The organism is Arthrobacter sp. KNU40, assembly GCF_051515115.1.
Classification (GTDB): Bacteria; Actinomycetota; Actinomycetes; order Actinomycetales; family Micrococcaceae; genus Arthrobacter.
The window spans coordinates 1185726-1209874 of the sequence record NZ_CP195850.1; the positions used below are offsets into that span (position 1 = coordinate 1185726).

General features: G+C 64.3%; 25 protein-coding genes. 11 read left to right on the forward strand and 14 right to left on the reverse strand.

Annotated elements, in window-relative coordinates; all coding sequences use genetic code 11:
• Window positions 1–24: 24 nt before the first annotated feature.
• Window positions 25–483: a DUF4307 domain-containing protein gene (locus ACSKT0_RS05660; protein WP_437772888.1), complete on the reverse strand. Its 459-nt coding sequence runs from the start codon at window positions 481–483 to the stop codon at window positions 25–27.
• Window positions 484–612: 129 nt separating this feature from the next.
• On the opposite strand from ACSKT0_RS05660, the gene mca reads away from it, so the two are divergent.
• The 3 genes from mca (at window position 613) to ACSKT0_RS05675 (ending at window position 4204) form a co-directional block, all read left to right on the forward strand.
• On the forward strand, window positions 613–1518 hold the full coding sequence (mca, locus tag ACSKT0_RS05665) for a mycothiol conjugate amidase Mca (protein WP_437772889.1): 906 nt from the start codon (window positions 613–615) through the stop codon (window positions 1516–1518).
• 69 nt (window positions 1519–1587) lie between these two features.
• Entirely contained in the window at window positions 1588–1968 is a 381-nt protein-coding gene (locus ACSKT0_RS05670; RefSeq protein ID WP_437772890.1) for a hypothetical protein, read from the forward strand.
• On the forward strand, window positions 1946–4204 hold the full coding sequence (locus ACSKT0_RS05675) for a thioredoxin domain-containing protein (protein WP_437772891.1): 2259 nt from the start codon (window positions 1946–1948) through the stop codon (window positions 4202–4204). The genes ACSKT0_RS05670 and ACSKT0_RS05675 overlap by 23 nt, the downstream gene beginning before the upstream one ends.
• On the opposite strand, the gene trhA is transcribed toward ACSKT0_RS05675, so the two are convergent.
• Window positions 4201–4842: a PAQR family membrane homeostasis protein TrhA gene (gene trhA, locus ACSKT0_RS05680; protein ID WP_437772892.1), complete on the reverse strand. Its 642-nt coding sequence runs from the start codon at window positions 4840–4842 to the stop codon at window positions 4201–4203. The two genes, ACSKT0_RS05675 and trhA, sit on opposite strands and share 4 nt — an antisense overlap.
• A gap of 244 nt (window positions 4843–5086) precedes the next feature.
• Here trhA and ACSKT0_RS05685 point away from each other — a divergent pair, with 244 nt between their 5' ends.
• Window positions 5087–5848 (forward strand): isoprenyl transferase, encoded by a 762-nt coding sequence (locus ACSKT0_RS05685; RefSeq protein ID WP_437773976.1) that lies wholly within the window; start codon window positions 5087–5089, stop codon window positions 5846–5848.
• A gap of 250 nt (window positions 5849–6098) precedes the next feature.
• A complete protein-coding gene (locus ACSKT0_RS05690) occupies window positions 6099–7496 on the forward strand; it encodes a PhoH family protein (RefSeq protein ID WP_236816243.1) in 1398 nt (465 codons plus the stop codon).
• Between the two features lie 219 nt (window positions 7497–7715).
• On the opposite strand, the gene ACSKT0_RS05695 is transcribed toward ACSKT0_RS05690, so the two are convergent.
• The gene (locus ACSKT0_RS05695; RefSeq protein WP_437772893.1) at window positions 7716–8369 is read right to left on the reverse strand and encodes a GNAT family N-acetyltransferase; all 654 of its coding nucleotides are present in this window, start codon (window positions 8367–8369) and stop codon (window positions 7716–7718) included.
• A gap of 31 nt (window positions 8370–8400) precedes the next feature.
• Window positions 8401–9614, reverse strand: a protein-coding gene (locus ACSKT0_RS05700) for an IS3 family transposase (RefSeq protein WP_437771263.1) whose coding sequence is annotated in 2 segments (ribosomal slippage) — window positions 8401–9353 and window positions 9353–9614 — 1215 coding nt in all. Because the reading frame shifts where the segments join, the coding sequence is not laid out codon by codon here.
• Between the two features lie 190 nt (window positions 9615–9804).
• Between ACSKT0_RS05700 and ACSKT0_RS05705 the strand changes: the two genes are divergently transcribed.
• Both ACSKT0_RS05705 and ACSKT0_RS05710 read left to right on the forward strand, forming a co-directional pair.
• Window positions 9805–10209, forward strand: coding sequence for a hypothetical protein (locus tag ACSKT0_RS05705; protein ID WP_437771023.1), 405 nt, complete (start codon window positions 9805–9807; stop codon window positions 10207–10209).
• Between the two features lie 32 nt (window positions 10210–10241).
• Window positions 10242–11240, forward strand: a complete 999-nt coding sequence (locus ACSKT0_RS05710; RefSeq protein WP_437771022.1) for a transposase — start codon at window positions 10242–10244, stop codon at window positions 11238–11240.
• A gap of 77 nt (window positions 11241–11317) precedes the next feature.
• Here ACSKT0_RS05710 and ACSKT0_RS05715 read toward each other — a convergent pair whose 3' ends face one another.
• Window positions 11318–12088 carry a hypothetical protein gene (locus tag ACSKT0_RS05715; protein ID WP_437772894.1) on the reverse strand — a complete coding sequence of 257 codons (771 nt, stop codon included), beginning with the start codon at window positions 12086–12088 and terminating at the stop codon, window positions 11318–11320.
• Window positions 12089–12147: 59 nt separating this feature from the next.
• On the opposite strand from ACSKT0_RS05715, the gene ACSKT0_RS05720 reads away from it, so the two are divergent.
• Together ACSKT0_RS05720 and ACSKT0_RS05725 are read left to right on the forward strand one after the other, a co-directional pair.
• The gene (locus ACSKT0_RS05720) at window positions 12148–12705 is read left to right on the forward strand and encodes a prepilin peptidase (protein ID WP_437772895.1); all 558 of its coding nucleotides are present in this window, start codon (window positions 12148–12150) and stop codon (window positions 12703–12705) included.
• A 163-nt stretch (window positions 12706–12868) separates the two neighbouring features.
• Entirely contained in the window at window positions 12869–13342 is a 474-nt protein-coding gene (locus ACSKT0_RS05725; RefSeq protein WP_345450176.1) for an NUDIX hydrolase, read from the forward strand.
• Here ACSKT0_RS05725 and ACSKT0_RS05730 read toward each other — a convergent pair.
• From ACSKT0_RS05730 to ACSKT0_RS05755, 6 genes are all read right to left on the reverse strand, one after another.
• The gene (locus tag ACSKT0_RS05730; protein WP_437772896.1) at window positions 13330–13530 is read right to left on the reverse strand and encodes a hypothetical protein; all 201 of its coding nucleotides are present in this window, start codon (window positions 13528–13530) and stop codon (window positions 13330–13332) included. The genes ACSKT0_RS05725 and ACSKT0_RS05730 overlap by 13 nt on opposite strands.
• Before the next feature lie 117 nt (window positions 13531–13647).
• Entirely contained in the window at window positions 13648–15348 is a 1701-nt protein-coding gene (locus ACSKT0_RS05735; RefSeq protein WP_437772897.1) for an MDR family MFS transporter, read from the reverse strand.
• Window positions 15345–16013: a TetR/AcrR family transcriptional regulator gene (locus ACSKT0_RS05740; protein WP_437772898.1), complete on the reverse strand. Its 669-nt coding sequence runs from the start codon at window positions 16011–16013 to the stop codon at window positions 15345–15347. Before ACSKT0_RS05740 ends, ACSKT0_RS05735 begins: the two co-directional genes overlap by 4 nt.
• A 132-nt stretch (window positions 16014–16145) precedes the next feature.
• On the reverse strand, window positions 16146–17582 hold the full coding sequence (locus ACSKT0_RS05745; protein ID WP_437772899.1) for a class II fumarate hydratase: 1437 nt from the start codon (window positions 17580–17582) through the stop codon (window positions 16146–16148).
• A gap of 98 nt (window positions 17583–17680) precedes the next feature.
• The gene (locus ACSKT0_RS05750) at window positions 17681–18295 is read right to left on the reverse strand and encodes a carbonic anhydrase (protein ID WP_078105935.1); all 615 of its coding nucleotides are present in this window, start codon (window positions 18293–18295) and stop codon (window positions 17681–17683) included.
• Between the two features lie 9 nt (window positions 18296–18304).
• Window positions 18305–19024, reverse strand: coding sequence for a DUF4245 domain-containing protein (locus ACSKT0_RS05755; RefSeq protein WP_437772900.1), 720 nt, complete (start codon window positions 19022–19024; stop codon window positions 18305–18307).
• 204 nt (window positions 19025–19228) lie between these two features.
• Here ACSKT0_RS05755 and glpX point away from each other — a divergent pair, with 204 nt between their 5' ends.
• Both glpX and ACSKT0_RS05765 read left to right on the forward strand, forming a co-directional pair.
• Window positions 19229–20248, forward strand: coding sequence for a class II fructose-bisphosphatase (gene glpX / locus ACSKT0_RS05760; protein WP_437773977.1), 1020 nt, complete (start codon window positions 19229–19231; stop codon window positions 20246–20248).
• Between the two features lie 400 nt (window positions 20249–20648).
• Window positions 20649–21248, forward strand: a complete 600-nt coding sequence (locus tag ACSKT0_RS05765; RefSeq protein ID WP_437772901.1) for an endonuclease domain-containing protein — start codon at window positions 20649–20651, stop codon at window positions 21246–21248.
• Window positions 21249–21280: 32 nt separating this feature from the next.
• Here ACSKT0_RS05765 and ACSKT0_RS05770 read toward each other — a convergent pair whose 3' ends face one another.
• The 3 genes from ACSKT0_RS05770 to purE all read right to left on the reverse strand — a co-directional run bounded on the left by ACSKT0_RS05770 (window position 21281) and on the right by purE (window position 24070).
• Entirely contained in the window at window positions 21281–22216 is a 936-nt protein-coding gene (locus tag ACSKT0_RS05770; RefSeq protein WP_437772902.1) for a lipid II:glycine glycyltransferase FemX, read from the reverse strand.
• Between the two features lie 3 nt (window positions 22217–22219).
• Window positions 22220–23470, reverse strand: a complete 1251-nt coding sequence (gene manA, locus ACSKT0_RS05775; RefSeq protein WP_437772903.1) for a mannose-6-phosphate isomerase, class I — start codon at window positions 23468–23470, stop codon at window positions 22220–22222.
• A gap of 75 nt (window positions 23471–23545) precedes the next feature.
• On the reverse strand, window positions 23546–24070 hold the full coding sequence (gene purE, locus ACSKT0_RS05780) for a 5-(carboxyamino)imidazole ribonucleotide mutase (RefSeq protein ID WP_437773978.1): 525 nt from the start codon (window positions 24068–24070) through the stop codon (window positions 23546–23548).
• Window positions 24071–24149 lie beyond the last annotated feature (79 nt).

Sequence of the window (24149 nt, forward strand, 5' to 3'; positions counted from 1 at the left end):
ACTGAGTCGCGGGTCACACCTTTGCTATTTGCTGCCGTTTACAATCCAGCAGTTGTCCACGACGGCGGACACGGCCTCGGACTCGGTGCGAAGGATGGTCCTTTGGGCGGTTGTCTGGCCGCCGTCGGCCCCTGCTTTGGGGGCGTTCGGCCCGATCTCGACGACTTTCCAGCCGACCACCGCGAACTTGGAGTCCATGGCCTTGACCGCGCATTTTGCCGTGGCATCGGGATTCTTGGTGACCTGGAAATCGACCGACAGCTGGGTCGCGTCCGTGGCGCTGTAGCCGATGTCCTTGAACGACACAGACGACTGCGAGGAAGACGTGGTGACCCAGAACAAGAGCCCGATGGCCACGAGGAGGGCGGCGATGACGATGTTCCGTTTGGTTTTCCCTCCGAAGGCGCGCTTTTGGCTGCCGTAGCGATTGGCTAGGCTGGTAGTTGCCGGCAGCGCCGTGCCCGATGGGTCTTCCGAAGTCACCCACCTAGTTTAGTGGGCTTCTGGCGCCTGCCCGCACACAGCGGAGTCGCACGCGTTAGAAATACCTGATCAGTTGAAAGCCATCAGCAAGCCCAGAACAGCATTACCTGGAAAGAGGAACCGTACCGGATGAGCACATCCACCAGCCCCGACACGCAGCTTCGGCTGCTCACCGTCCACGCACACCCGGACGACGAGTCAAGCAAAGGCGCGGCAACTATGGCGATGTATGCGGCTTCCGGCGTGGAGGTCATGGTGGCTACGTGCACTGACGGTTCCCGCGGGGACATCCAGAACCCGGCCATGGAGTCCGCTCCGCACCCGAAGCGGGACATGGCAGGCGCCCGCCGCTTGGAAATGAAGCAAGCTGCCGCGGTCCTGGGAATCAAGCAGCGTTGGTTGGGTTTTGTGGATTCTGGACTGCCCGACGGCGATCCGTTGCCACCGTTGCCCGCCGGCTGCTTTGCGCTTCAGCCCCTTGAGCGGGCGGCGGCACCGCTGGTCCGCTTGGTCCGCGACTTCAAGCCGCACGTCATCGTGAGCTACGACGAAAACGGCGGCTATCCGCATCCGGACCACATCATGGCCCACAAGGTCGCCGTCGAAGCTTTCCACGCTGCCGGTGACCCTGAGCGCTACCCCGGGACAGGCGAAAGCTGGGCGCCCAGCAAGCTGTACTACGATCGCGCCTTCAGCCCCGACCGTTTCCGCGCCTTGCATTTCGCACTCGAAGAGGCGGGCCTGCAATCGCCTTATGCCGAACGCCTGGCTTCCTGGCTCGAAGCCGATGCGGAAGGCCATACTCCGCCGAGGCCGATGCACCAGACCACTACGCAAGTGGATTGCGGTGACTACTTCGAGGCCCGTGACGACGCACTCAGGGCGCATCGGACCCAGATTGATCCCCTTGGATTCTTCTTCGCGGTATCCCCGGAGATGCAGCGCAGGGCCTGGCCGTGGGAGGACTACACGCTGGTCGACTCCCGTATCCCGGCTGAACTGCCGGAAAAGGACCTGTTCGCAGGGCTAAGATAGGATCGCCGGCGATTTCTATCAAGCGTAGAAGTCGCCACCGGCTGGAAACTCCCATAGAAGGTTTGAACCGTGCACCACTTTCTCATCGCCCTGGCCACGACCCCGTCGCCTACCCCGACCCCGTCGCTGCGCCCCGGCTTGTCGGAAGACCAGGTGACCCCGGGCACCTGGGGTTTCGTCCTGACTGCCTTCATCGTGGTGCTCACGACCTTCCTGATCGTTGACATGGTGCGTAGGATCCGGCGGGTACGCTACCGCGCCCAGGTTGAGGAAGCCCTCGTCGGCGAGGCCGACGGCGCTGAGGCTGAGGGCACTGGGATCGACGGCACTGAGATCGACGGCGCTGAGGCTGAGGGCACTGAGATCGGCGGCGCCGGGACCGGCGGCGTCGTCCCGGGCAAGCCGGGCGTTAAAGAATCCGACGGCGATGCCGGCTCCGGAGCCCGCTGACCCGGGCACCACCCGGGAATGGCCGGGGGCGTCCAACGCCCTCGGCTTGGAACCGTCCGCCTATCTCCGCCAGCATGCGGACAATCCGGTGCACTGGAGGCCGTTCGGCGATGAGGCCTTCGCGTTCGCGGCGGCCCGCGATGTACCCGTTTTTCTCTCCATCGGCTATGCCGCGTGCCACTGGTGCCACGTCATGGCCCATGAGTCCTTCGAAGACCAAGACACCGCCGACTACTTGAACGCACACTTCGTGGCCATCAAGGTGGACCGCGAAGAACGCCCCGACGTGGACTCGATCTACATGGCAGCCACCCAGGCCATCAGCGGCGAGGGCGGCTGGCCGATGTCCGTCTTCCTGACTCCCGACGGCTTGGCCTTCCATGCAGGCACCTACTTCCCGCCAACGCCCCAGCCCGGGAGGCCGTCCTTCCGCCAGGTGCTCGAAGCGGTCCACGAGGCGTGGCTGGAACGCCGCGACGCCGTCGAGCAGAACGCGCGACGGCTCGCCGCCGGCATGGCCAATGCCCAGCTCGCCTCGGCGGTGTTCCTCGACAGGCCGTCCGAAAGCCTGGACAGAAGCCTGCTATCCGAAGCTGTGCGTCTCCTCGCCCGCTCGGAAGACCCCGACGGTGGTGGCTTCGGCGGCGCTCCCAAGTTCCCGCCGTCGGCCGTTCTTGAGTTCCTGATACGGCACGCTGCCGTGCCGTCGGATACCTCGGACGCCGCCCGCGACATGGCGGGCCGCACTCTCGCCGCCATGGCCTGTTCCGCACTGTGCGACCAGCTCGACGGCGGCTTCGCCCGGTATTCCGTGACCGCGGATTGGTCCGTGCCGCATTTCGAGAAGATGCTTTACGACAATGCCCAGCTTCTCCGCGCCTACGTCCACTGGGTCCGGCTGAGCGGCGACTGGGTCCTGCCTGCCGGCGAGGCCGCGAGTGTCGCGTCCCGGGTGGCGGACTGGATGCTGGATTCGCTGGGTGTGGGCGATCCCGCAATCCCGGGCGGACTCGCTTCCTCGCTCGACGCCGATACCGTGGTGGACGGAGTGCATCATGAAGGCGCGTCCTACCTGTGGACTCCTGCGAGCCTCGAAGCCGTGCTTGGACCGGGGGACGGGGCGGCCGTGGCCCGGCTCATGAACGTGGGGCCGTCCGGGAGAGTCTCGGAGCTTGGATCTCCGCTGCATCCCGGGCGCCGGCTGTCCGGGGCGGAATCGCGGTTGTGGGACCGCGTCAGGCCCGCCCTGCGCGCCGCACGCTCGGCCCGCCCCCAGCCGGCCCGGGACGACAAAGTCGTGGCGGGCTGGAACGGCCTGGCCATCGCAGCGCTTGCCGAAGCCGGAGCGGTCCTGGACAGGCCGGAACTTGTGACCGCGGCGGAAAGCGTGGCCGAGTACCTCATGCGCGTGCATTGGCGTCCGGCGGCCGGCCCCGAAACTTTCAGTGCCTCAAATGCCGGCACCTCAAAGCCCGGGGCGGGGGTGCTGATCAGGGTCTCGCACGACGGCGTTGCGAGGGGGATCAGCGGTCTGCTGGAAGACTACGCGTTTTGTGCCGAAGGCTTCCTGGCTCTCTACGCCGTGACTGGCCAGCGGCGCTGGTACGTGTTCGCGGAGGAGCTGATCAGCGGCGCCTGCGCGCGCTTCGTGGTGGACGGCAGATTGTCGGACTCCGTGGGGGAATCGGCCCAGGTATTCAACGCGCAGGGACAGCACGCGGGCCTGGACCCCTTCGACAATGCGGCGCCGAGCGGGGCGGCGGCCTTTGCCGGAGTGTTGCTGAGCTATGCGGCGTATTCCGGTTCGCACGAGCACCGAGCCATGGCAAGCAGCATCCTGTCGCTCCTGCCGCCGATAGCCGGGCGGGCGCCCAGGGTGGCGGGATGGCTGCTTGCGACCGCCCAGGCGGCCGTGGCCGGTCCCATAGAGGCCGCCGTATCCGGCCCTCCAGGCGGGAAGCAGCGCGAACTCCATCGCGCTCTGTTGGCTTCGCCGAGTCCCGGGCTGGTGGTGGCCGTCCAGCTCGGTATGGCTGGCGAAAAAGCCGACGACGACGGCGCGCCGCCCGGGTCCCGCGCCAAGGAACCGGAGGTGCCACTGCTTGAGTCCCGCACGGCTGCCGCGGACGGCTCGCCACAGGTGTACTTGTGCCGGGGGATGGTCTGTGACCTGCCGCTTGGCTCCGTTGAGGAACTCGTGCAGCGCCTTGACGCGATGACTGAGGCCGCAGGCTAGCTCAGCACGGCAATCATGATTGCGGCGAAATGTGCGGCGAAGGCCAGCACCGTGAGGGCGTGGAAGAGTTCATGGAAGCCGAAGTTCAACGGACTGAAGTTGGGCCTCTTGATCCCGTAGAAAACGGCGCCAGCGATGTAGAGGGCCCCGCCCACACAGATCAGGATCGCGGCCGGAACGTTCGCGGCGAAGAACTCCGGCAAATAGAACAACGCCCCGCAGCCCAGTGCGACGTAGATGGGCACGTAGAGCCAACGTCGAGCGCCGGTCCAGAGAACCCGGAACAGCACTCCCAGTAGTGCTCCGGACCAGATCACCCACAACAGGAGCACGGCCTTGGGGCGCTCCAGGAGGGACCACGCCAGGGGTGTGTAGCTGCCCGCGATCACGAGCATGATGTTGGTGTGGTCCAGGCGTTTGAGGACCATCCTGGTCTTCGGCTCCCAATTGCCGCGGTGGTAGACCGCGGACACGCCGAAGAGCAGTACACCCGTCAAAGCGTAGATGGCGGACGCGATTTTGCGATCGGTCGTAGGCGCCATCGTCACCAGGACGATCCCTGCCGCGACGGCGAAAGGAGTGGCCACAGCATGTATCCAGCCGCGCCACCTTGGTTTGGTTGTGAGCAGCTCCGACATCGTTAAAGCGTAACCCGCGGGCGGATAAGTTACTGCCGAGTAGCACGTTTTGCGATCGTTTTCCGCTGCTCAGGTGTGCCGACTGTCCGCCTTGGGAAGGTAGCCTTGGTGGTGCGCCTACGGCAGAAGTCGCGAGGTGCCGATCGTTGTTTGGCTGAAGGGTTGGCTGCCAACCAGGCTGGCCGCCGTCGTCGTTTGTTTCGCTTTTCACGTGCTGTTCAAAGGAAGTCAGGTGAGTGTCCGGATGGAGTGGCCCGGCTTCCTCTACGGCTTCTACGAGCGCAAACTGCTCCGTTCGCTCGAACAAGAGAAGATTCCCCGGCACATCGGCGTCATGGTTGATGGCAACCGCCGCTGGGCGCGGCAATTCAACGCTCCCACCAGCGAAGGCCATCAAGCTGGCGCGGACAAGATCCACGAATTCCTCGGCTGGTGCCAGGAACTCGGAGTCAAAGTCGTCACGCTCTACATGCTCTCGACGGACAATATGAACCGCTCCGGCGAAGAGCTCGAACTGCTTATGGGAATCATCGCCAACACCCTCGATCGCTTGGATGACGACGCCGATATCTCGGTCCACGCCATGGGTGCGCCGGAGCTCCTTCCGGACTATCTCGCCGAGCGGCTCAACAAGCTCACGGCCCGCACACCGATCCGCGAGCGGCTCCATGTGAACGTGGCCGTCGGGTACGGCGGACGGCGCGAGATCGTCGACGCCGTGCGGGAACTGCTGCACGACGCGGTCGCGCACGGCCGCGACATCACCGAGCTGGCCGATGAGCTTTCAGTGGACGATATCTCGCGTTTCCTCTACACACGCGGCCAGCCGGACCCCGATCTGGTGATCCGCACGTCAGGTGAACAGCGTTTGTCAGGTTTCCTCATGTGGCAAAGCGCCTACAGCGAGTTCTATTTTTGCGAGGCCCTCTGGCCCGCGTTCCGCAAGGTTGATTTCCTGCGGGCCCTGCGGGACTATGCCGGCCGCCAGCGCCGCTTCGGTTCCTGAGACGGTGAACTTCCCGGTGCGCACCCGTTTACGGGAAGTTCACATTTTGTCTACACGAATCGCCGTTTGGGCTAACCGGAAATGTAATCGCACGGGAATACGTTAATCCCATCAGTAGGCAAACCGCCTGCTGATCGGGGAGGCCAGTAGATGGAGCGAATCATCGCACCAGTTACGTGGGGGGCCGCGCCCGGCCTTCCGGCCGAGCCGCCTCACGAATAAGCCGGGTTCGCCCGGGGCTGGAGTCGATGTGGCTATTTCTGAGCAACTGCCCGTAGTCGTTTCCGACGGGGAAAGTTCAGCTACCTCTCGCACCAAGCGGGCCAACGATGGGCGGACTGCAAAGTCCGGAACCCCGACAGGCCGAAGCTATGTGATTGACACTTCCGTGTTGCTTTCCGATCCGCACGCCCTTTTGCGCTTCGCGGAGCACGAAGTCATTGTCCCGATCGTGGTGATCACGGAATTGGAGGGCAAGCGCCACGACCCCGAATTGGGTTACTTCGCGCGCAAGGCCCTCAGGCTCCTGGATGACTTGCGCATTGAGCATGGCGGGTTGAATCAACCTATCCCGATCGGATCCGACGGCGGCACGCTGCGTGTCGAGATGAACCATGTGTCAACCGAAGTGCTGCCGGCAGGATTCCGCGGCGCGGACAACGACAGCCGCATCCTGGCAGTCGCCAAGAACCTCGCCAACGAAGGCCATAACGTCACGGTCGTCTCCAAAGACCTCCCCATGCGCGTCAAAGCCTCCGCGATGGGGCTGTTCGCGGACGAATACCGCAATGAACTCGTCAAGGACTCCGGCTGGACCGGCATGGCGGAGATCGAAGCCAGCGAGGACGAAATCACCACCCTGTACGGGCACGAACCGGTTTTCATCCCGGCAGCGGCCGAGCTTCCCGTCAATACGGGCCTGGTGCTGCTCTCCAACCGGGGCTCCGCCCTGGGCCGCGTGGGCGCGGACAAGCAAGTGCGGCTGGTCAAGGGGGACCGTGATGTCTTCGGACTGCACGGCCGCTCAGCTGAGCAACGGCTTGCGATCGACCTGCTCATGGATCCCAGCGTCGGAATCGTCTCGATCGGCGGCCGGGCGGGCACTGGAAAGTCGGCCTTGGCCTTGTGTGCGGGACTCGAAGCCGTCCTGGAGCGCCGGGAACACCGCAAGGTGATTGTGTTCCGGCCGCTGTACGCGGTGGGCGGACAGGAACTCGGGTACCTGCCCGGTTCCGAGGCAGAGAAGATGAACCCCTGGGCGCAGGCGGTCTTCGACACCCTCGGTGCACTCGTCAGCCAGGAAGTCGTCGAAGAAGTCATGGACCGGGGCATGCTCGAAGTCATGCCGCTGACCCACATCCGGGGACGTTCGCTCCACGATGCGTTCGTGATCGTAGACGAGGCCCAGTCGCTCGAAAAGAACGTGCTCCTCACGGTCATGAGCCGCATCGGCCAGAACTCCAAGATCGTCCTGACCCACGACGTCGCCCAGCGCGACAACCTCCGCGTGGGCCGGCACGACGGCGTTGCCGCCGTCGTCGAGACCCTCAAGGGGCACCCGCTGTTCGGCCACATCACCCTGACCCGCTCCGAACGCTCGCCGATCGCGGCCCTCGTGACGGAACTGCTTGAAGGGGCGGAAATCTAAGCTGCATTTGCGCGGAGGGCCGTGGCCGGGTTCGCCGGGCCACGGCCCTTCACCGATCCTCGATCGTTTCCTCGAGCCGGTTGACGCTCGCTCACGTATGTGGGGTTTCGGGCGGACGCTCGCTCACGTATGTGGGGATTCCGGCGGACGCTCGCTCACGTATGTGGGGTTTCCTGGCGACGCTCGCTCACGTATGTGGGGTTTCGGGCGGACGCTCGCTCACATGCCCAGGAACCTTGCTGTGGCCTCATGGCCTTCTACCTTTAGCTTCCAATCGGGCCGGATGAAGGACCCCGTGGGGAGACGAACGCGTTGGACTTCCACGACGTCGGTGCCCCATTGGTCGCGGTAAATGCCGTTGGGTTCATAGCCGAGGCTGGCGGAAACGCCCAAGGATTGCTTGTTCCAAATGGCAGCTTCGGAGGTCGCTACTTCTGCATTCAGGTAGTCGAAGGCGTAGCTGAGGGCGGCCGCCCGCATCTCCTTGCCGAGGCCTTGGCCTTGAGCGCCTTTCTTGAGCCAGGAGCCGGTGGACACAGTCTTCAACGATGCGAAGTTCTTCGCCTCCAGATCCTGGCAGCCAATGAAATCGGCGTCGTGCCAGATGCCGAGGAGGAGCGTCCATGATTCCGGAGTCATTCCTGCACGGCAGCGCCAGTACCACCGGGCCATGTTGGCACCCAACTCATCTTCGGGCAGTTCTGTCCAGGGATTGCTGAAGGGGGACCTCCCTGACTCGTGAATGCCGCTGAGGGCTGCCCCGACCGCTGCCGGGATGTCAGCGTCCTGGATGGGGCGCAAGACCAAGCGGGGGTTGGGCGGAAGGGGCGTATAGGTGAGCGGGGGTTGGGCGGAAGGGGCTGCGGTCGTCAAGTTTTTGAGACATTTTCGTTGTTTGTTTTGGTTAGGCGGCCAGGGGTTCCTGGACGCTGGTGTGGTGGTTTGCGTGGGCGGTGGCTGGCGGGATGCCGCCGGCCCGTCGGTTGGGTCGGCGGCGGTTGTACCAGCCCTCGATGTAGTCCATCACGGCGGTCCGTGCGGTGAGCCTGGAACCGAAGCGGTGGTGGTGGTAGAACTCGGTCTTGAGGTGTGAGAAGAAGTTCTCGGCGACCGCGTTGTCCCAGCACACCCCCACCTTGCCCATGGACTGGGTGACCTCGTTCTGGGCGCACCATCGTTGGAATTCCTCCGAGGTGTACTGGGTGCCCCGGTCGGAGTGGAAGACGACTGGGCCGCCGATGAGGTGGCCGTGGTTCCGGGCCATCCGCAGGGCCGCGGTGCACAGGCTGGCGCGCATGTGTTCGGCCATGGCCCAGCCGATGACCATCCCGGAGAACAGGTCGATGACCGTGGCCAGGTAGAGCCAGCCCTCGCCGGTGCGCAGGTAGGTGATGTCCCCGACCAGCCGGGTCCCGGGCACCGCGGAGGTGAAGTCGCGCCTGCCCTGGTCATCGAGCATGTGGTTCTGGATGTGGGCGGTCTTGGCCTGCGGGTCCTGGAGCGTGGTCTTTTTCCAGGCCTGGGTGCGGATGGCCCGCAGGCCGTGCTCGCGCATGATGGCCCCCACGGTCGGGGCGGAGACCTTGGTCCCGGCCGCGTTCAGGAGCCGGGTCAGCTGGTCCCGCCCGGCACGCCCGGACTCCTTCGTGTAGAGCTTGGTGACCGCGGTGACCAGCTCCCCGTGCCGCACGGTGCGCGGTGAAGGGCCGGCAGGTTTGCGCCACCGGTAATAGGAGGCCCGGGAGACGTTCAATTTCCGGCATAGCCACACCACGGGATGGTTGGCCTTCTCCGCTTCGATGAACTCGTAGAAATCCTCTACTTTTGCTTCGCGGCAAAGAAGGCGCTGACTTTTCCCAGGAACTCGACCTCGGCCTTCAACCTGGCGTTTTCGGCCAGCGCTTTCTGGTGTTCATCCCACGCCACCGGCCCCCGGTCCTCGGGCTGGGCAGGGGTGTCCGGTTGCTTGTCCCGGGACTTGTGTACCCAGCTTCCCAGCGTGCTTTCCTTCACCCCGATCTCCTGCGCGATCTGCTTCACCGGCCGGTCCGAAGACAAAACCAGTCGAACCGATTCCTCCCGGAACGCGGCGTCGTATGTCTTTCTGCGGGTGGTCATCTGAAACTGAGGCTCCCATCAAGCTGTCTCACAAAACCATACGGCCGCAGGCGTATATGTGAGCGGGGGTTGGGCGGAAGGGGCGTATAGGTGAGCGGGGGTTGGGCGGAAGGGGCGTATAGGTGAGCGGGGCCCTCATCGTCAAGCTGGTTGTGAGTCATTCATTACCTTTTGATTGAAGGAGCCGGCGATGGCCGTTGATAACAAGGGTTTTACGCGTGAAGAGATCCGTGAGTTCATGCATGAGTACTATTTGCAGCCGCACGGGTCGAGGAAGGAATGGATGGCCTCGACGTCCGTTTCGGAATGGACGTTCCGCCGGTGGCGCAAGATGATGGTCCAGGGCGATATCGACCGTGGCCTGATTCCGCGGGAGCATGGAGGCATGGTCCCGACGAATCGTGAACTCTCCGCGTTCGAAAAAGCACGCGCGAAGGAAATGGCTGCCCACCGTGCCGAAGTCGAAAAACTCCAGAAGCGGGTGCAGGAGCTGGAGGACACGAATTCCGCGCTGGGAAAAGCTATCGGGCTCTTGCACGAGTTGAGCGTGCCAGAGCCCGATACAACCCCGACGAGCGCTCACAACGATTCATAGCGGCCGAGAACACTCTGGTCCTGGAACTGCATGTGATCATCGGCTCCCAGCGGACAGCGCTCAAGCTGGCGGGCCTCTCGCGCGGGACCTGGCATTACCGGTCCAATCCCCGTCCGGCGGTGCAGCACCCGATCCACCAGAGCGACCGGGCCTACGAATCCCGGATCAGCTCCGCGCATCAGGACCGGATCCTGGGGCTCATCCTGGCCAGCTGGGAGAAGGGCAACTCCGTTGACCATGCCTTCGCCACAGCCTGGGACAACGGCGAGCTGCTCGCCTCCAACCGCTCGTGGTGGCGGATCGCGGCAGACTACGAGGACCAGCAGGCCCGCCCAACCATCCCGCGCAAGCGTTGGGGCACGCGTGGTTCCTCTGAAAAGCCGGTGGTCAAGGCCACCGGACCCTGCCAGGTCTGGTCCTGGGACATCACCGACATCTATGCCAAGTGGCAGGGCAAGGTTTTCAAGGTGTACTCCATCATGGACATCTTCTCCCGGGAAATCGTCGGCTGGCGGGTGGAGGAACGCGAGTCCGACCACCTCGCCGCGCAGATGTTCAAGACAGCCATCGCCCGGCACGGCGCCCCGCGCATCGTGCATGCCGATTCAGGCCCGGCCATGAGATCAACCCTGCTCCGTGACACCCTCACCGCCCACGGCGTGGAACTCAGCCATAACCGCCCGTACGTCTCCAACGACAATCCCTTCTCGGAGTCAGGCTTTCGCACGATGAAATACCGGCCCGGCTACCCCCGGATCTTTAACGATCTCGAGGCCGCCAGGGAGTACCTCACCTGCTACGTGCACTGGTACAGCACCGATCACAAACACTCCGGCATCGCACTGTTCTCACCATCACAGGTCCACGACGGGTCGTGGAAAGAACTCTGGACCAAGCGAGACAAAGTCCACCAGGACTACTACGAACGACACCCGGGAAGATTCCGCCGCCGACCCACCACACCGGCCCCCGCCACATACGCCGGGATCAACCTCCCCCAGACCAAAACACCCCAAAAACTAGCCCAGTGACTCCACACAGCTTGACAACTTTCGGGGGTTGGGCGGAAGGGGCGTATAGGTGAGCGGGGGTTCCTGGGGGCCCGCCCTTACGAACGGGGGCCGATGTCCCAGCTAATGTGCTTCCGGACGTCGGTGAGGTTCATCGATTCGGCGAGGAACAGATCGTCCAGCATGTATTCATCCACGCCCAGAATCCGCATCCAATGCCCCTGACCTGCGGTATCGCCGTCGAGCGATTGGCTGGAAACGCACACGCCCGTTCCCGAGTCCACGCGCAAGAGCGTGCGTCCGGGGAAGCAGAGCGGCGTCGCCGCGTCAGACGCCACGTAGCTGGATCCCGGCGTCGCGATGGTTTCGAGAGCCGGGCGTCCTTCGTGATCCACTTCCCGGATGGGGCCGAACGACACCCGATTGGACTCGGGAAACTCCATCGGCACGGGAGCGTTCCCGGCGAGCTCGACAGGATCGAGGGCTGCCGCGAGCCGACCGTTCCCGAACGACGGTTCGCCGTAGGCCGCTTCGGGGCGCCGGCGGACCAAGCCCGCGGAGTCGTAAACGGGGGTGACCAAGTGGGCCGGCAACAGCCACGACTTGCGCTTGGAACCAAGGTAAAGCCCGTCGCGGGAGTCGTTGATGCCCGTGGTGCTATGCAGCAACGCGCCATCGACGGTCTCGAGCCGAAGCGCTCCCGGGCGGCGCAGCCATGCACGCACTGTGGCATCCGCGTTGCCCGGACGGTCCAGGTATTCGAACCTCAGGCTGGTCCATTTCCACGGGGAGGAACGGCAGAGGTTTCGGAAGTTGGAGGACATGTCGGCGTCGGAATCGCCTTGGATTTCTGCACTGTAACGCCCCATATCCACAGTCTAAGGGTGCGTGACCGGCGCAGCTTTGAGAAAACCGATAACATCCGAGGGTGATCCGAAGACTCGGCGAATTGTGGGGGACCAGTGTCCCGGCCTTCTGGCTGCTGCTCGCAGCTTGCGTGTACTTTGCGGTCATGGCTGCCCGGCTCACGGTCATCGACGTGCGTCACCACCTGCTCCCCAACCGGATCGTCTTCCCGTCCTATGCCATCGCCGGTGTGTTGCTGCTCGGCGCAGCGGTAGCCGTCACCCTGGCCGAGGGAGCGGCAGGGCCAGCGCCCGACGGCGGTGCCTCCTTCCTGGGCGTTCCCGCCTTGGGAATCGTGGCCGGGGGAGCAGCGCTTTGGGTGTTCTACTTCATCCTGCGCTTGGTGTACCCGCCAGGGATGGGCTTCGGCGACGTCAAATTGGCCGGTGTGCTCGGGCTATACCTTGGCTATCTGGGGTGGGCGCATGTTTTCGCGGGAACGTTTGCGGCGTTCCTCTTCGGCGGGCTGTGGAGTCTGGGAGTCCTGGCTGCCCGGCGGGGAACGTTGAAATCATCAATACCCTTCGGTCCGTTCATGCTCGCGGGTGCCGCCGCGGCGATGTTTGCCCTGCCGGCGTGAGAAGCCGCGAGCGAAAGGGAGCGCGGGAGGACCGTTTGAGCGGGCTTGCCCGCTGTCATTCGCGCATCGCCGGTGGGATACTCGCCCTACTGGAGGGCCCGATCCGGAAGCGGAGGCAGTGCTCTTGTTGGTGATGACTGTTTCAACGGAAGCGGGCTAGGCCGTGGCGATCCCCGAATTCATCCGGGAAATCCGCGAGAAGATCGGCAACGACCCGCTGTGGCTACCCGGCGTTAGGGGCGTAGTCCTGGATGACGAGAACCGGGTCCTGCTGTGCCAACGGGCCGACAATGGCCGGTGGACCTTGATCACCGGAATGCTGGAACCGGGGGAGCACCCGGCCCCCGGTTTGCTCCGCGAGATCTTCGAGGAGACCGCAGTCGTGGCCGAAACCGAGCGCATCCTGGCGGTGGGCGTGATCGGCCCGGTCACGTATCCCAACGGAGACGTGTGCGACTTCCTGGATATTGCCTTCAAATGCCGTTATGTCTCGGGGGAGGCCCGCGTCAACGACGACGAGTCAATCGCCGTCGGCTGGTTTGCCCTTGACGAGTTGCCTGAGATCAGCGCCGGCCACCGCGAAACCATCCGACTGGCGTTGGAGCCGGGCTCCGCCGTCGCGTATCAGCGCGATTGACGGGCCGCGAGGATCGCGCGGGCAGCGAAGAGGCACGCGGCGACACCGCAGGCGATAGCACCCACGATGGTCCACCATTCTCCCTTGGCAGAGGCTATGGAAACGGCCAGAAGGCCGAAAAGGACTGCCCCTAATCCCCATCGAACGGCCGGGCTGATGTTCGCGGATTCTTCGGGCTCTGAACTCATGGGTTCCAGCCTAAGCCAAACGCCCGGCCCGGTGGACATGCCCGGCTTTGCATCCGGGCAGTGGGCACATTCCCCATATGTCCACTGGTCCGAGCCAAGGCCGGGCATGTCCTGGCGTTAGCGCCGGGCGAGCTCACCGTCATTGTCGCCCACCGTTGCGGACTCCGGCTCAGCGGCTGGGTCGACGGACGCCCCGACGGCCCCCTCGGCGGTTCCTCCGAGGCGTTCGGCTTCAAGGCGTTCCGCTTCCTGGCCCCCGACTGCCTCGCCCCGGGCCACCATTCCGGCGGTGTCCGAGAGCGGGATCTGCTTGAGGGTGATCGCGAGCAGGAGGGCGATGGCGATGAACGGGATCAGGTACCAGAACACGGGTGCCAGTGAATCGGCGTAGGCGTTGACGATCGCGTCCTTGACCTGAACCGGCAGTTGGGCCAGCGTCTGAGGATCAAGCTTGCTGGTGGACTGTGCAGCCTGTGCAGCAGAAGCCCCGGCGCCCGTGAATGCCTTGGTGAGGGACTCGGCCAGCCGCGTGGTAAAGATCGAGCCGAAAACGGCCACGCCCAACGAAGCCCCGACCTCGCGGAAGTAGTTGTTGGTGCTCGTTGCCGTGCCGATCTGCTCGGCGGGAACCGCGTTCTGGACCACCAGGACGATGACCTGCATAATCAGGCCCAGGCCTGCGCCGAAGATGAACAGCTGGATGCAGATGACCCAGATCGGAGTTGCCGCGGTGAGCGTGGTGAGCCACAACATCGCAACGATCGTGAGGCTCGCGCCGAGGATCGGGAACATCTTGTACTTGCCGGTCTTGGAGATGCGAATACCGGAGTAGATGGACGTACCCATGAGTCCAACCATCATCGGCAGCATGAGCAGGCCGGAGACGGCGGCTGAGGTACCGGAGGACATCTGCAGGAACGTCGGCACGAAAGCGATGGCGGCGAACATGCCCAGGCCGAGGGTGAAGCCGATGGCAGTTGCGTTGATGAAGATCCGGTTCTTGAACAGGCTCAGCGGAATGATGGGGTCTTCTGCCTTGCGCTCCACGAGGACGAAGAGGAAGGCAGCGAGCACCATGCCGGCGCCGAAGGCCCAGGTGAGGGGGGAGTCCCATCCTTGGTCCTTCTTGCCGCCGAAGTCGGTGAAGAAGATCAGGCAGGCCGTGGCAGCAGACAGCAGCAGGACTCCAAGGATGTCGATGCGCTTTTCGGCCTTCTTGTTCGGCAGGGTGAGCGTGAACCAAGCGATGGTGAACGCCGCAATGCCGACGGGGATGTTGATGTAGAAGGCCCATTCCCAGGTCAGGTGATCGACGAAGAAGCCGCCCAGAAGGGGACCGGCCACGGCGGAGAGGCCGAAGATGGCACCAAGGGGGCCCATGTACTTGCCGCGTTCCTTGGCAGGCACGATGTCCGCGATGATGGCCTGCGACAGGATCATCAGTCCGCCGCCGCCCAGGCCCTGGATGGCGCGGAACACCACGAAGCCCCAGAAGTCGGTGGCGAAGGCACAACCGATGGAAGCTACGGTGAACAAACCGATGGCAATCAGGAACAGGTTCCTCCGGCCCAGGATGTCACCGAACTTGCCGTAGATCGGCATGACGATGGTTGTGGCGAGCAAGTAGGCCGTGGTGATCCAGGCCTGGTTCTCCACGCCGCCGAGCTTGCCGACAATAGTGGGCATGGCCGTGGACACGATGGTCTGGTCCAGGCTGGAGAGCAGCATTCCGGCGATGAGCGCCGAGAAAATGATCCAGATCCTTCTCTGGGTCAAGAGCAGCGGCGCGGCCGCTTTGGTCTTGAGAGTGGTACTCACGGTTGGTCCTTCTGGGGTTCGACGGGGTTGGTGTCCAGCGGTTGGGCGAAGAGCGCGCGTGCTGCCCTGAGGTTCTGGTCCAGCAATTCGCGGTAGGGCTCGGTGTTCTCTTCGGAAAAGAACTGTTTACTCGTCTTCTTGGTGACCGCGCCGAAGACCGCGGCGGCCATGATGATCTCGGGGTGGTCCGCGGTGAGGCCTTCCCGGGCGGCGATGAGCTCGGCGAACTGGCGCTCGCGGACTTCGCCTTCGCGGGTCAACCGGCCCAGGAGCTGGGGCTCGGCCGTGACTGCCGCGATGAGCTGGCGGATCTCCGATGGGCTGACGGTGGACCGCTCGAGGACGGCCAGGGTGAAGCGGCGCAGTGCGGACAAGAGCGAGTCGGAGATCGTGCCGATGGCACGGGCGGGGTTGCGTTGGAAGGCCTCCAGCGCGTCCTCGGGAAGCTCGTCGGAGAACGAGCCGATCACCGCGTCCTCCTTGGTGTGGAAGTAGTTGAAGAACGTCCGCCTAGAGATCCCGGCCTGTTCGCAGGCTTCTTCGACGGTGAAACCGTTGAGTCCGCGTTGGGCGGTCAGGGACCTTGCGACGGCGGAGATCGCCGCGCGGGTCTGAGCACGCTTGCGCTCCCGGAGTCCGCCGTCATTAATTGCACTATTTTCCACAAAGTAAAGTTTTGCACTTACTGTCCAAAAGTGCAAGAAAATTTCTGTGGCCGGAAACGACGACGGCGGCCGGCACCTTCCGTGGGGAAGGCGCCGGCCGCCGTCGGGCTGGCCAGCGGGGCTGGAGGGAGACTAGGCCTTGTGGGCCGGGCGGGTCATAGTGGTGACGTCGAGGGCCTTGTCGAGCTGCTCTTCAGTCAGTTCGCCCCGCTCAAGGTAGCCGAGGGAGATCACGGCTTCGCGGATGGTCAAACCCTCGGCAACGGCCTTCTTGGCGATCTTTGCCGCCGCTTCGTAACCGATGAACTTGTTCAGCGGGGTCACGATGGACGGGGAAGCCTCGGCCAGGAAGCGTGCACGCTCCACGTTGGCCGTGATGCCGTCGATCATCTTGTCGGCCATGACGCGGCTGGTGTTGGCCAGGAGCCGGATGGATTCGAGCAAGTTGGCAGCCATCACCGGGATGCCGACATTGAGTTCGAAGGCACCGTTCGTGCCGGACCAGGCGATGGCGGTGTCGTTGCCGATGACCTGGGCGCAGACCATGATCGATGCTTCGCAGATGACCGGGTTGACCTTGCCCGGCATGATCGACGAGCCAGGCTGGAGGTCCGGGATGGAGATTTCGCCAAGTCCCGTGTTGGGGCCGGAACCCATCCAGCGCAGGTCGTTGTTGATCTTCATGAAGGAGATGGCGATGTTGCGCAGCTGGCTGGAGCCTTCGATGAGGCCGTCGCGGTTGGCCTGCGCTTCGAAGTGGTCGCGCGCCTCGGTGAGCGGCAGGCCGGTGTCGGCTGCGAGGAGCTCGATGACGCGCTCCGGGAAGCCTTCCGGGGTGTTGATGCCGGTGCCGACCGCGGTTCCGCCCAGGGGGACCTCGGCGACGCGGGGGAGGGCGGCGTTGATGCGCTCGACGCCGTAGCGGACCTGCGCGGCGTAGCCGCCGAACTCCTGGCCCAAGGTCACCGGAGTGGCGTCCATGAGGTGAGTGCGCCCGGACTTGACGACGTCCTTGAACTCCACGGCCTTGCGGTCCAGGGAAGCAGCCAGGTACTCGAGGGCCGGGATCAGGTCGTTGATCAGGGCCGACGTCGCCGCGACGTGGACCGACGTCGGGAAGACATCGTTGGAGGACTGCGAAGCGTTGACGTGGTCGTTCGGGTGGACAACTTTGTCACTCCCGCCGGCCGCGAGGGCGCGCGTTGCCAGCTCGGCGATGACCTCGTTGGTGTTCATGTTGGAGGACGTGCCCGAACCGGTCTGGAAGACGTCGATGGGGAAATCGCCGTCGTACTTTCCGGCGGCAACCTCATCGGCAGCGTTGGCAATCGCCTCGGCGAGCTCGCCGTCGAGCACTCCCAGTTCAGCGTTCGCCAGGGCCGCGGCCTTCTTGACGCGGGCCAGGGCCTCGATGTGTGCGCGCTCAAGCGTCTTGCCGGAGATCGGGAAGTTCTCCACGGCGCGCTGCGTCTGGGCGCGGTACAGGGCGTTCACAGGAACGCGAACTTCGCCCATCGTGTCATGTTCAATACGGAACTCGGCCGTGTTGGATTCTTGAGTGGAAGTCATGGGGCTAGCTTATGGCGAGCAGCCGCTTGACCGAAAACCGGCGGAGCAAAGCTACGGCCGTTGTGTGCCGCCCCCTCGGGGGCGGCCCGGCATCCGGACTAGAGCTTGCCGATCCCGGAAACAAGCGCCGCGCGGCCCTCGTCCAGTTTGTAGGAAAGCCCGACGACGGCGGCCCGGCCGTCGTCGATCGCGTCGGAAATCACACGGGAACTGTCGGCGAGGCGGCGGGCCGTCTGCTTGACGTGTTCCACGACCATCTCGTTGACGTCCGTCTGCTCGTTGCGCATAGCGGTGAGGACGGAAGGGGTGATGCGCTCCACCAGGGAACGGATGAAACCCGCGGGCATTTCACCGGTCTCGACGGCACTCTTGGTCGCGGTCACTGCGCCGCAGCTGTCGTGGCCAAGGATCACGATGAGCGGAACATGCAGCTGGGAGATGCTGTATTCGAGCGAACCGAGGACGGCGTCGTCGATCACTTGCCCGGCCGTGCGGACCACGAAGGCATCGCCCAGACCGAGGTCGAAGATGATTTCCGCGGCCAGGCGGGAATCCGAGCAACCGAAGATCACGGCAAAGGGATGCTGGTCCTCGACCAGGGAATGCCTGCGGGAAGCATCTTGGTTGGGATGCAAGGACTCCCCGGCGACAAAGCGTTCGTTTCCTTCGCGCAGACGGCGCCAGGCAAGGGCAGGAGTCAGATAAGTAGCCACGGCGCTACTTTACGGCTTTGAGGTAGCAGGCTGCGAAACTGTGTCGCCCGGCTTCGTGCTCGCGTCCGCGGAAGCGACAGGAGCCGCGTCCATTGCCTTGACAACGGCCGCGGCCAAGGTGGAGAACTCGTCCAATCCCGCGCTGCCGCTCAGGATGATCGTGGTGCCGCGGTAGTTCAGGACCATGCTGCGGTTGCCTTTGGCAGTGTCATGGAGTTCCCAGTCGTGGCCACCGGCGCTGCGCGTGCCGGTCACCGGAGCGCTGCCGGCCTGCTGGAAAATCCAGGTCGGATTGGCCTTGCGGGTCTGGACAATTCCGATGAAGGCCTGCTTGGGCGTGACGTATCCGACTTCCCATGTGGGTACGCCGTCGCCGGTGCCCGATACCCAGCGGGCGTAGTTCGGACTAAATGTGTCGCCGGTAACCGGCGCCACGGGTGTGAAACCCGCCACATCTTTCGCGTTGGCTGAGGTTGCGGCTACATCCACGTTGGGCTTGTAACCGTTGCTCTTTGGCGCCGGATTCATGAGCACGATCGGCAGGAACGCCAGCACGCAGAGGAGCAGCGCGATGAGCATGCCAATGACCGAAGCGTTGGCCCTTTTGGCTGCTTTGGCCGCGATTACGGGCTTGACCGCAGGCTGACCGGCGTCGCCGGCACCAGCTGCGCCCGCGCCTTCGCTGCCGGAGGGGGCGGCGGCAATTGCTTTGTCTTGCGTTTCACTCACGCTTCAATAGTCTCCTATCCAAGCGGCTAATACACATCGGCCGGTCAGTGCAAGGGGCGTTCCGGGACTTGGTCATCCCATGACCGAGGCGCCCCGCCCCGACTATGATCTCTTCTAGAGGAATCATTCAGGCCGACAAGCCCAGCCATTCCTGGTCCCACGAATCGCGTCATCGAAGAAGAGGTTCACGTGTCTCCAGCGCCAATGTCCCAGAAGTATTCCACGATTTCGCCGGCGCTCGCCGTCGGGACCGATGAGCCGGACCGCAACCTGGCCCTCGAACTTGTCCGGGTTACCGAAGCCGCCGCGATTGCAGGCGGCCACTGGGTTGGATTCGGCGACAAGAACAAGGCGGACGGCGCCGCCGTCGACGCCATGCGCTCTTTCCTCCACACCGTCCATTTCAACGGCGTCGTTGTCATTGGCGAAGGTGAAAAGGACGAAGCTCCCATGCTCTTCAATGGCGAGCACGTCGGTGACGGCACCGGGCCGGAGTGCGACGTCGCCGTCGACCCGATCGATGGAACCCGACTGACTGCCCTGGGCATCAACAACGCCCTCGCCGTCCTGGCAGTGGCCGAACGCGGCACCATGTTCGATCCCTCCGCCGTGTTCTACATGGAGAAGCTCGTCACGGGCCCCGAAGCCGCCGACATGGTGGACCTGCGCCTGCCGGTGAAGCAGAACCTGCACTTGATCGCAAAGGCCAAGGGCGTTAAGGTCAACCAGCTCAACGTCATGATCCTGGACCGCGACCGCCACCGTCCGCTGGTGGAGGAAATCCGCGAAGCCGGTGCGCGCACCAAGTTCATCATGGACGGCGACGTAGCAGGCGCCATTGCGGCCGCACGTTCCGGCACCGGCGTCGACGCCCTGATGGGCATCGGCGGCACCCCGGAAGGCATCGTTGCAGCATGTGCCATCAAGTCCCTCGGCGGTGTCATCCAAGGCCGCCTGTGGCCCACGAGCGACGACGAGAAGCAGAAGGCCATCGACGCTGGACACGACCTCGAGCGCGTCCTCTCGACGAACGACCTCGTCACGAGCGATAACTGCTACTTCGCAGCCACCGGCATCACCGACGGCGACCTCCTCAGGGGCGTGCGCTACTCGAAGGACAAGGTCCTGACCCAGTCCATCGTGATGCGCTCCAAGTCCGGCACCATCCGCTTCGTCGACGGCGAGCACCAGGCCAGCAAGTGGGAGGGCTACGCCCGCAAGTAGGACCCGGCTTAGTGCAAAAGGGCGGCACGATCGCTCGGCGGCTATCTCCTCGTTCCTCGTCGATTCTGACGCCGCTGTCACGATCCCACCGCCCTTTTGCGCGCCCGCAGACTTCCGTCGGGCTAACTGGGAGAAGGTCCGCGACGGCATTGTCACGTTGTCGCGGGGACTGCGCCTGCCGTTGCACAGCACGGGGACGGTGGCGGAACACTTGCGGGGCTATATCGAGTTCGACCCCGAATGTTGCCTGAGCCATGGCTCCGCCGCGCGGATCCTCGGCATCAGTTTGCCCAAGGCGCTTGAAGAGGACTGGCGGATCCACTTGGCTCGCCCGGGCGAGAGATGGAAACCACGGAGGCGCAATGTTGTTGGGCACCAACTCACGTTCAAACCGGGTGAAGTGATAAAGCTGGACGGCGTCCGACTCACCTCACCTGCCCGGACGTGGCTGGACTTGGCCCATTTGATGAGTATCGACGACATTATCGCGGCGGGCGACTCGATCGTCGTCGAGCATGGCGAAAACCATCCCAGGCCGCGCAAGGCTTTGGCAACCATTGAGGATTTGAAGGCGATGGTGTCAGCCCATCCCGGCATGCGAGGCGTCCGCAAAGCCCGGCTGGCCCTGGATCTGGTTCGAGCCGGCGCGGATTCGCCGCAGGAAACGCAAATGCGCCTCATATTGCTGCATGCAGGTTTGCCTGAACCCACGCTGAACCACGTCATCGTCAACGAATGGGGCGCTCCCGCTGTGTGGCCCGATGCCGCTTACCTCAAGGAGCGGGTCGCCCTCCAATACGACGGGCGGCACCATGGGGAAGCTGAGCAGTACCAGCGGGACATCAGGCGCCAGGCGTTGACGGAACGGCTGGGTTGGCGCGAAGTCCGGGTCCACCATGAGGATTTGCTCGGGCCCCGGCCAGAAGTGGTGGAAAAAGTCCGCCGGGCGCTGCGGGGACGCCGCGAGTTGGCAGTAGATGCCCGCAAAATTGGATTTTGAGGTCATCTGCTGCCAGTTCGCGCGGAGGAACCCTAGCGGAGCTTTTCGCGCAGCTTCCGGGCGACTTGGTAGGCGCCGTAGCGGAACTTGTTGACGGGAAGGTCCCACGTGCCTGGGTAGGCTATTTCGCGGCCGCCGAAGGACTTTTTGAAGGCGGTGAATCCGGCCCACTTGTGGTCCGGCTCGTCCTCCGGGGCCACGCCCCACAGGTCGACGTGCTTGAGCCCTTTGTCCTTGGCGTCCGCCATCAGCGTCACGAGCAATGGAATGCCCGCGCTGAGCTTGCGGTGCGTGTCATCGAGCGCCGCGTGGGCGTAGGTGCGCGTGTCGACGGAGTCGTACGCCAGGGCAGCGGCAATGGCTTCGCCCTCGAGTTCGGCGATGAACAGGGTGGCGGCACCGGCGGGCATAAGGGAGCGGGCCACCGAGCCGAGGTAGTCGTCGCTCTGGGGCTTGAAGCCATTGCGTGCGGCAGTCATGTGCAGGAAGTTGAGAAGCACTGAGATCTCTTCAGGATCCTGCGAGGACCGGAAGGTGACACCCTTCTTGTGGATGTTGCGGTACAGGTTCCGGTTGGTGGGTTTCATGCCCGCGAGGACGTCCTTGAAATCGCCTTCCAGATCGACAATCCAGCTCAATTCCGGCTGCTGGTTGGACGGCGCAGGCTGCAGGCCGCGTCCCCGCAGGATCGCACCGGCTTCAGTGGCTTCGAACCCGGCGGTGACCGGTTCCATCCGGACAAACACCGCCCGGCTCCGGCGCGCGATCGCCACGAGTGCGGCTAGGGCTTCGTCGAAGGCCTCCAGCGAATCGGCCACGGGTCCGTACGGCGTGTAGATGACCTTGCCTGCCGGGTTCTTTTCCTCCACGGCGAGGAAACGCCAGCCCAGGCCGGACTCCTCGTGCACGGTACGGCCGAGGGATCGCTGGAAGGACGCCCATGCGGGCGTCTGCAGGAAATACTCCACGCTCTAGTTCCCCAAGCCCGTTGTGACGGCAAAGGCAACGCTCGTTCCCGTTGCGCCGGCAACCGGGTGCACCATGACGGGCTCTTCGGATGCCGGGATGAACGCACTCCCGCCGCGCTCCACGGCGAGCTCGCTTTTGGGGGAGTCGAGCACCACGGAACCCGAAACCACGACGACGACGGCGGGACCGGCCTGGGCCATCGGCACGGGTTCCGCTCCGGGAGCCAACTCGATGCGCTGTAGTTGGAATTCCTTGAAGGGGGGCACATAGAGATCCTGGCCGAATCCGGAGGTCCGGGGTTCGATGCGCGGTACGCCGAGGGAAGCGAATTCGATGGTCTTCAGGAGCTCGGGGACATCGACGTGCTTGGGGGTGAGCCCGCCACGGAGCACATTGTCCGAAGCTGCCATCACCTCCACGCCGAGGCCTTTCAGGTAGGCGTGGACGTTTCCGCCCGGCAGGTACACCGATTCGCCCGGGGACAGGAAGACAAGATTCAAGAGCAAGGAAATCAGGACACCGGGATCGCCCGGGAACTCACTGTTGATGTCCACCAAGGTGGAGAGCTCCGCAGCGTGCTGACCCATCGGCGCGCCCGATTTCAGGATGGAAACCACCTGATCCGTCGCGGCGGAGACGGCGTCCCCGCCGGTAATCAGCCGGGTGAACGCAGCTTTGAGTGCCGAGGGCTCGTCGGACCCGGAAAGGTCCGCGATGACTCCGGTGATGACATCAGGAACGTCGACGGCGGCTAGGTCCAGGAGGGTCCCGACGTGCTCGAAGACACGCTGCGAATCGGCCGCGGGACGGAAACCGCAGAGGGCGTGAAACGGAGTCAGCGCGAAGATCATCTCCGGCTTGTGGTTGTCATCGCGATAGTTGCGCTCCGGTGCGTCCGCTGCCATACCCGCGGCATTTTCCTTCGCGAAGCCGTCCCTGGCCTGCTGCAGGCGAGGGTGGACCTGCAAGGACAGGGGCTTGTCGGCTGCAAGGAGCTTGGTGAGGAACGGCAAGCGGGGACCGAATTCAGCCACGCTCGTTTCACCAAGGAAGTGCACGGGATCCACGTTGATCAGGGCGTCCAAGGCGACGGAAGACCCATCCGGACGGGTGGCCACGGACGGCGAGTCCGGGTGCGCTCCGATCCACAACTCTGCCTCCGGACCACCCGAGGCGGGCCTTCCCAGCAGAGCGGCGATCGCCGTCGTCGATCCCCATGCATAGGGGCGGAGAACATTCTCAAGCTGGTACACGGCAGGGGATCCTTGTCATTGCGGAGGGTTCATTCGGGAGTGCCGGGGATGACCTTCTAGCGGCTGCTCAGGCCCTTAGCGGCTGCTGCGGGCGGAGACGTTCGCGCTGGAGAAGACTTCGGCGACCTTGTCACGGAGCCTGGCCCCTTTTTCGGTAGCAGTGTTGTTGAGCTCCCGGGCGAATTCGAGCAGCTCGCCACGAAGCCGGACGGCCAGCTCGTCGGTTCCGGACGCCAGCATGCGCACTGCAAGGAGGCCGGCGTTGCGCGCGCCGCCGATGGAAACCGTGGCAACGGGAACACCGGCGGGCATCTGCACGATGGACAGCAGGGAATCCATGCCATCCAGGGTTTTCAGCGGTACCGGGACGCCGATGACGGGCAGCGGGGTGACCGAGGCGAGCATGCCCGGCAAGTGGGCGGCGCCGCCTGCCCCGGCGATGATGACGCGGATGCCGCGCTCATGGGCGTCCTGGCCGTAACGGATCATTTCGGTGGGCATGCGGTGGGCGGAGACGACGTCGGCTTCGAAGGGGATGCCGAATTCGGCCAGGGCGTCCGCCGCGGCTTCCATGACAGGCCAGTCGGAGTCGGAGCCCATGACGAGGCCTACGATCGGAGCAGCGTTCGCCGCGCCCGCGTTTCCGGCAATCGCGTTCTCGGCACTGACGTTTCCTGTG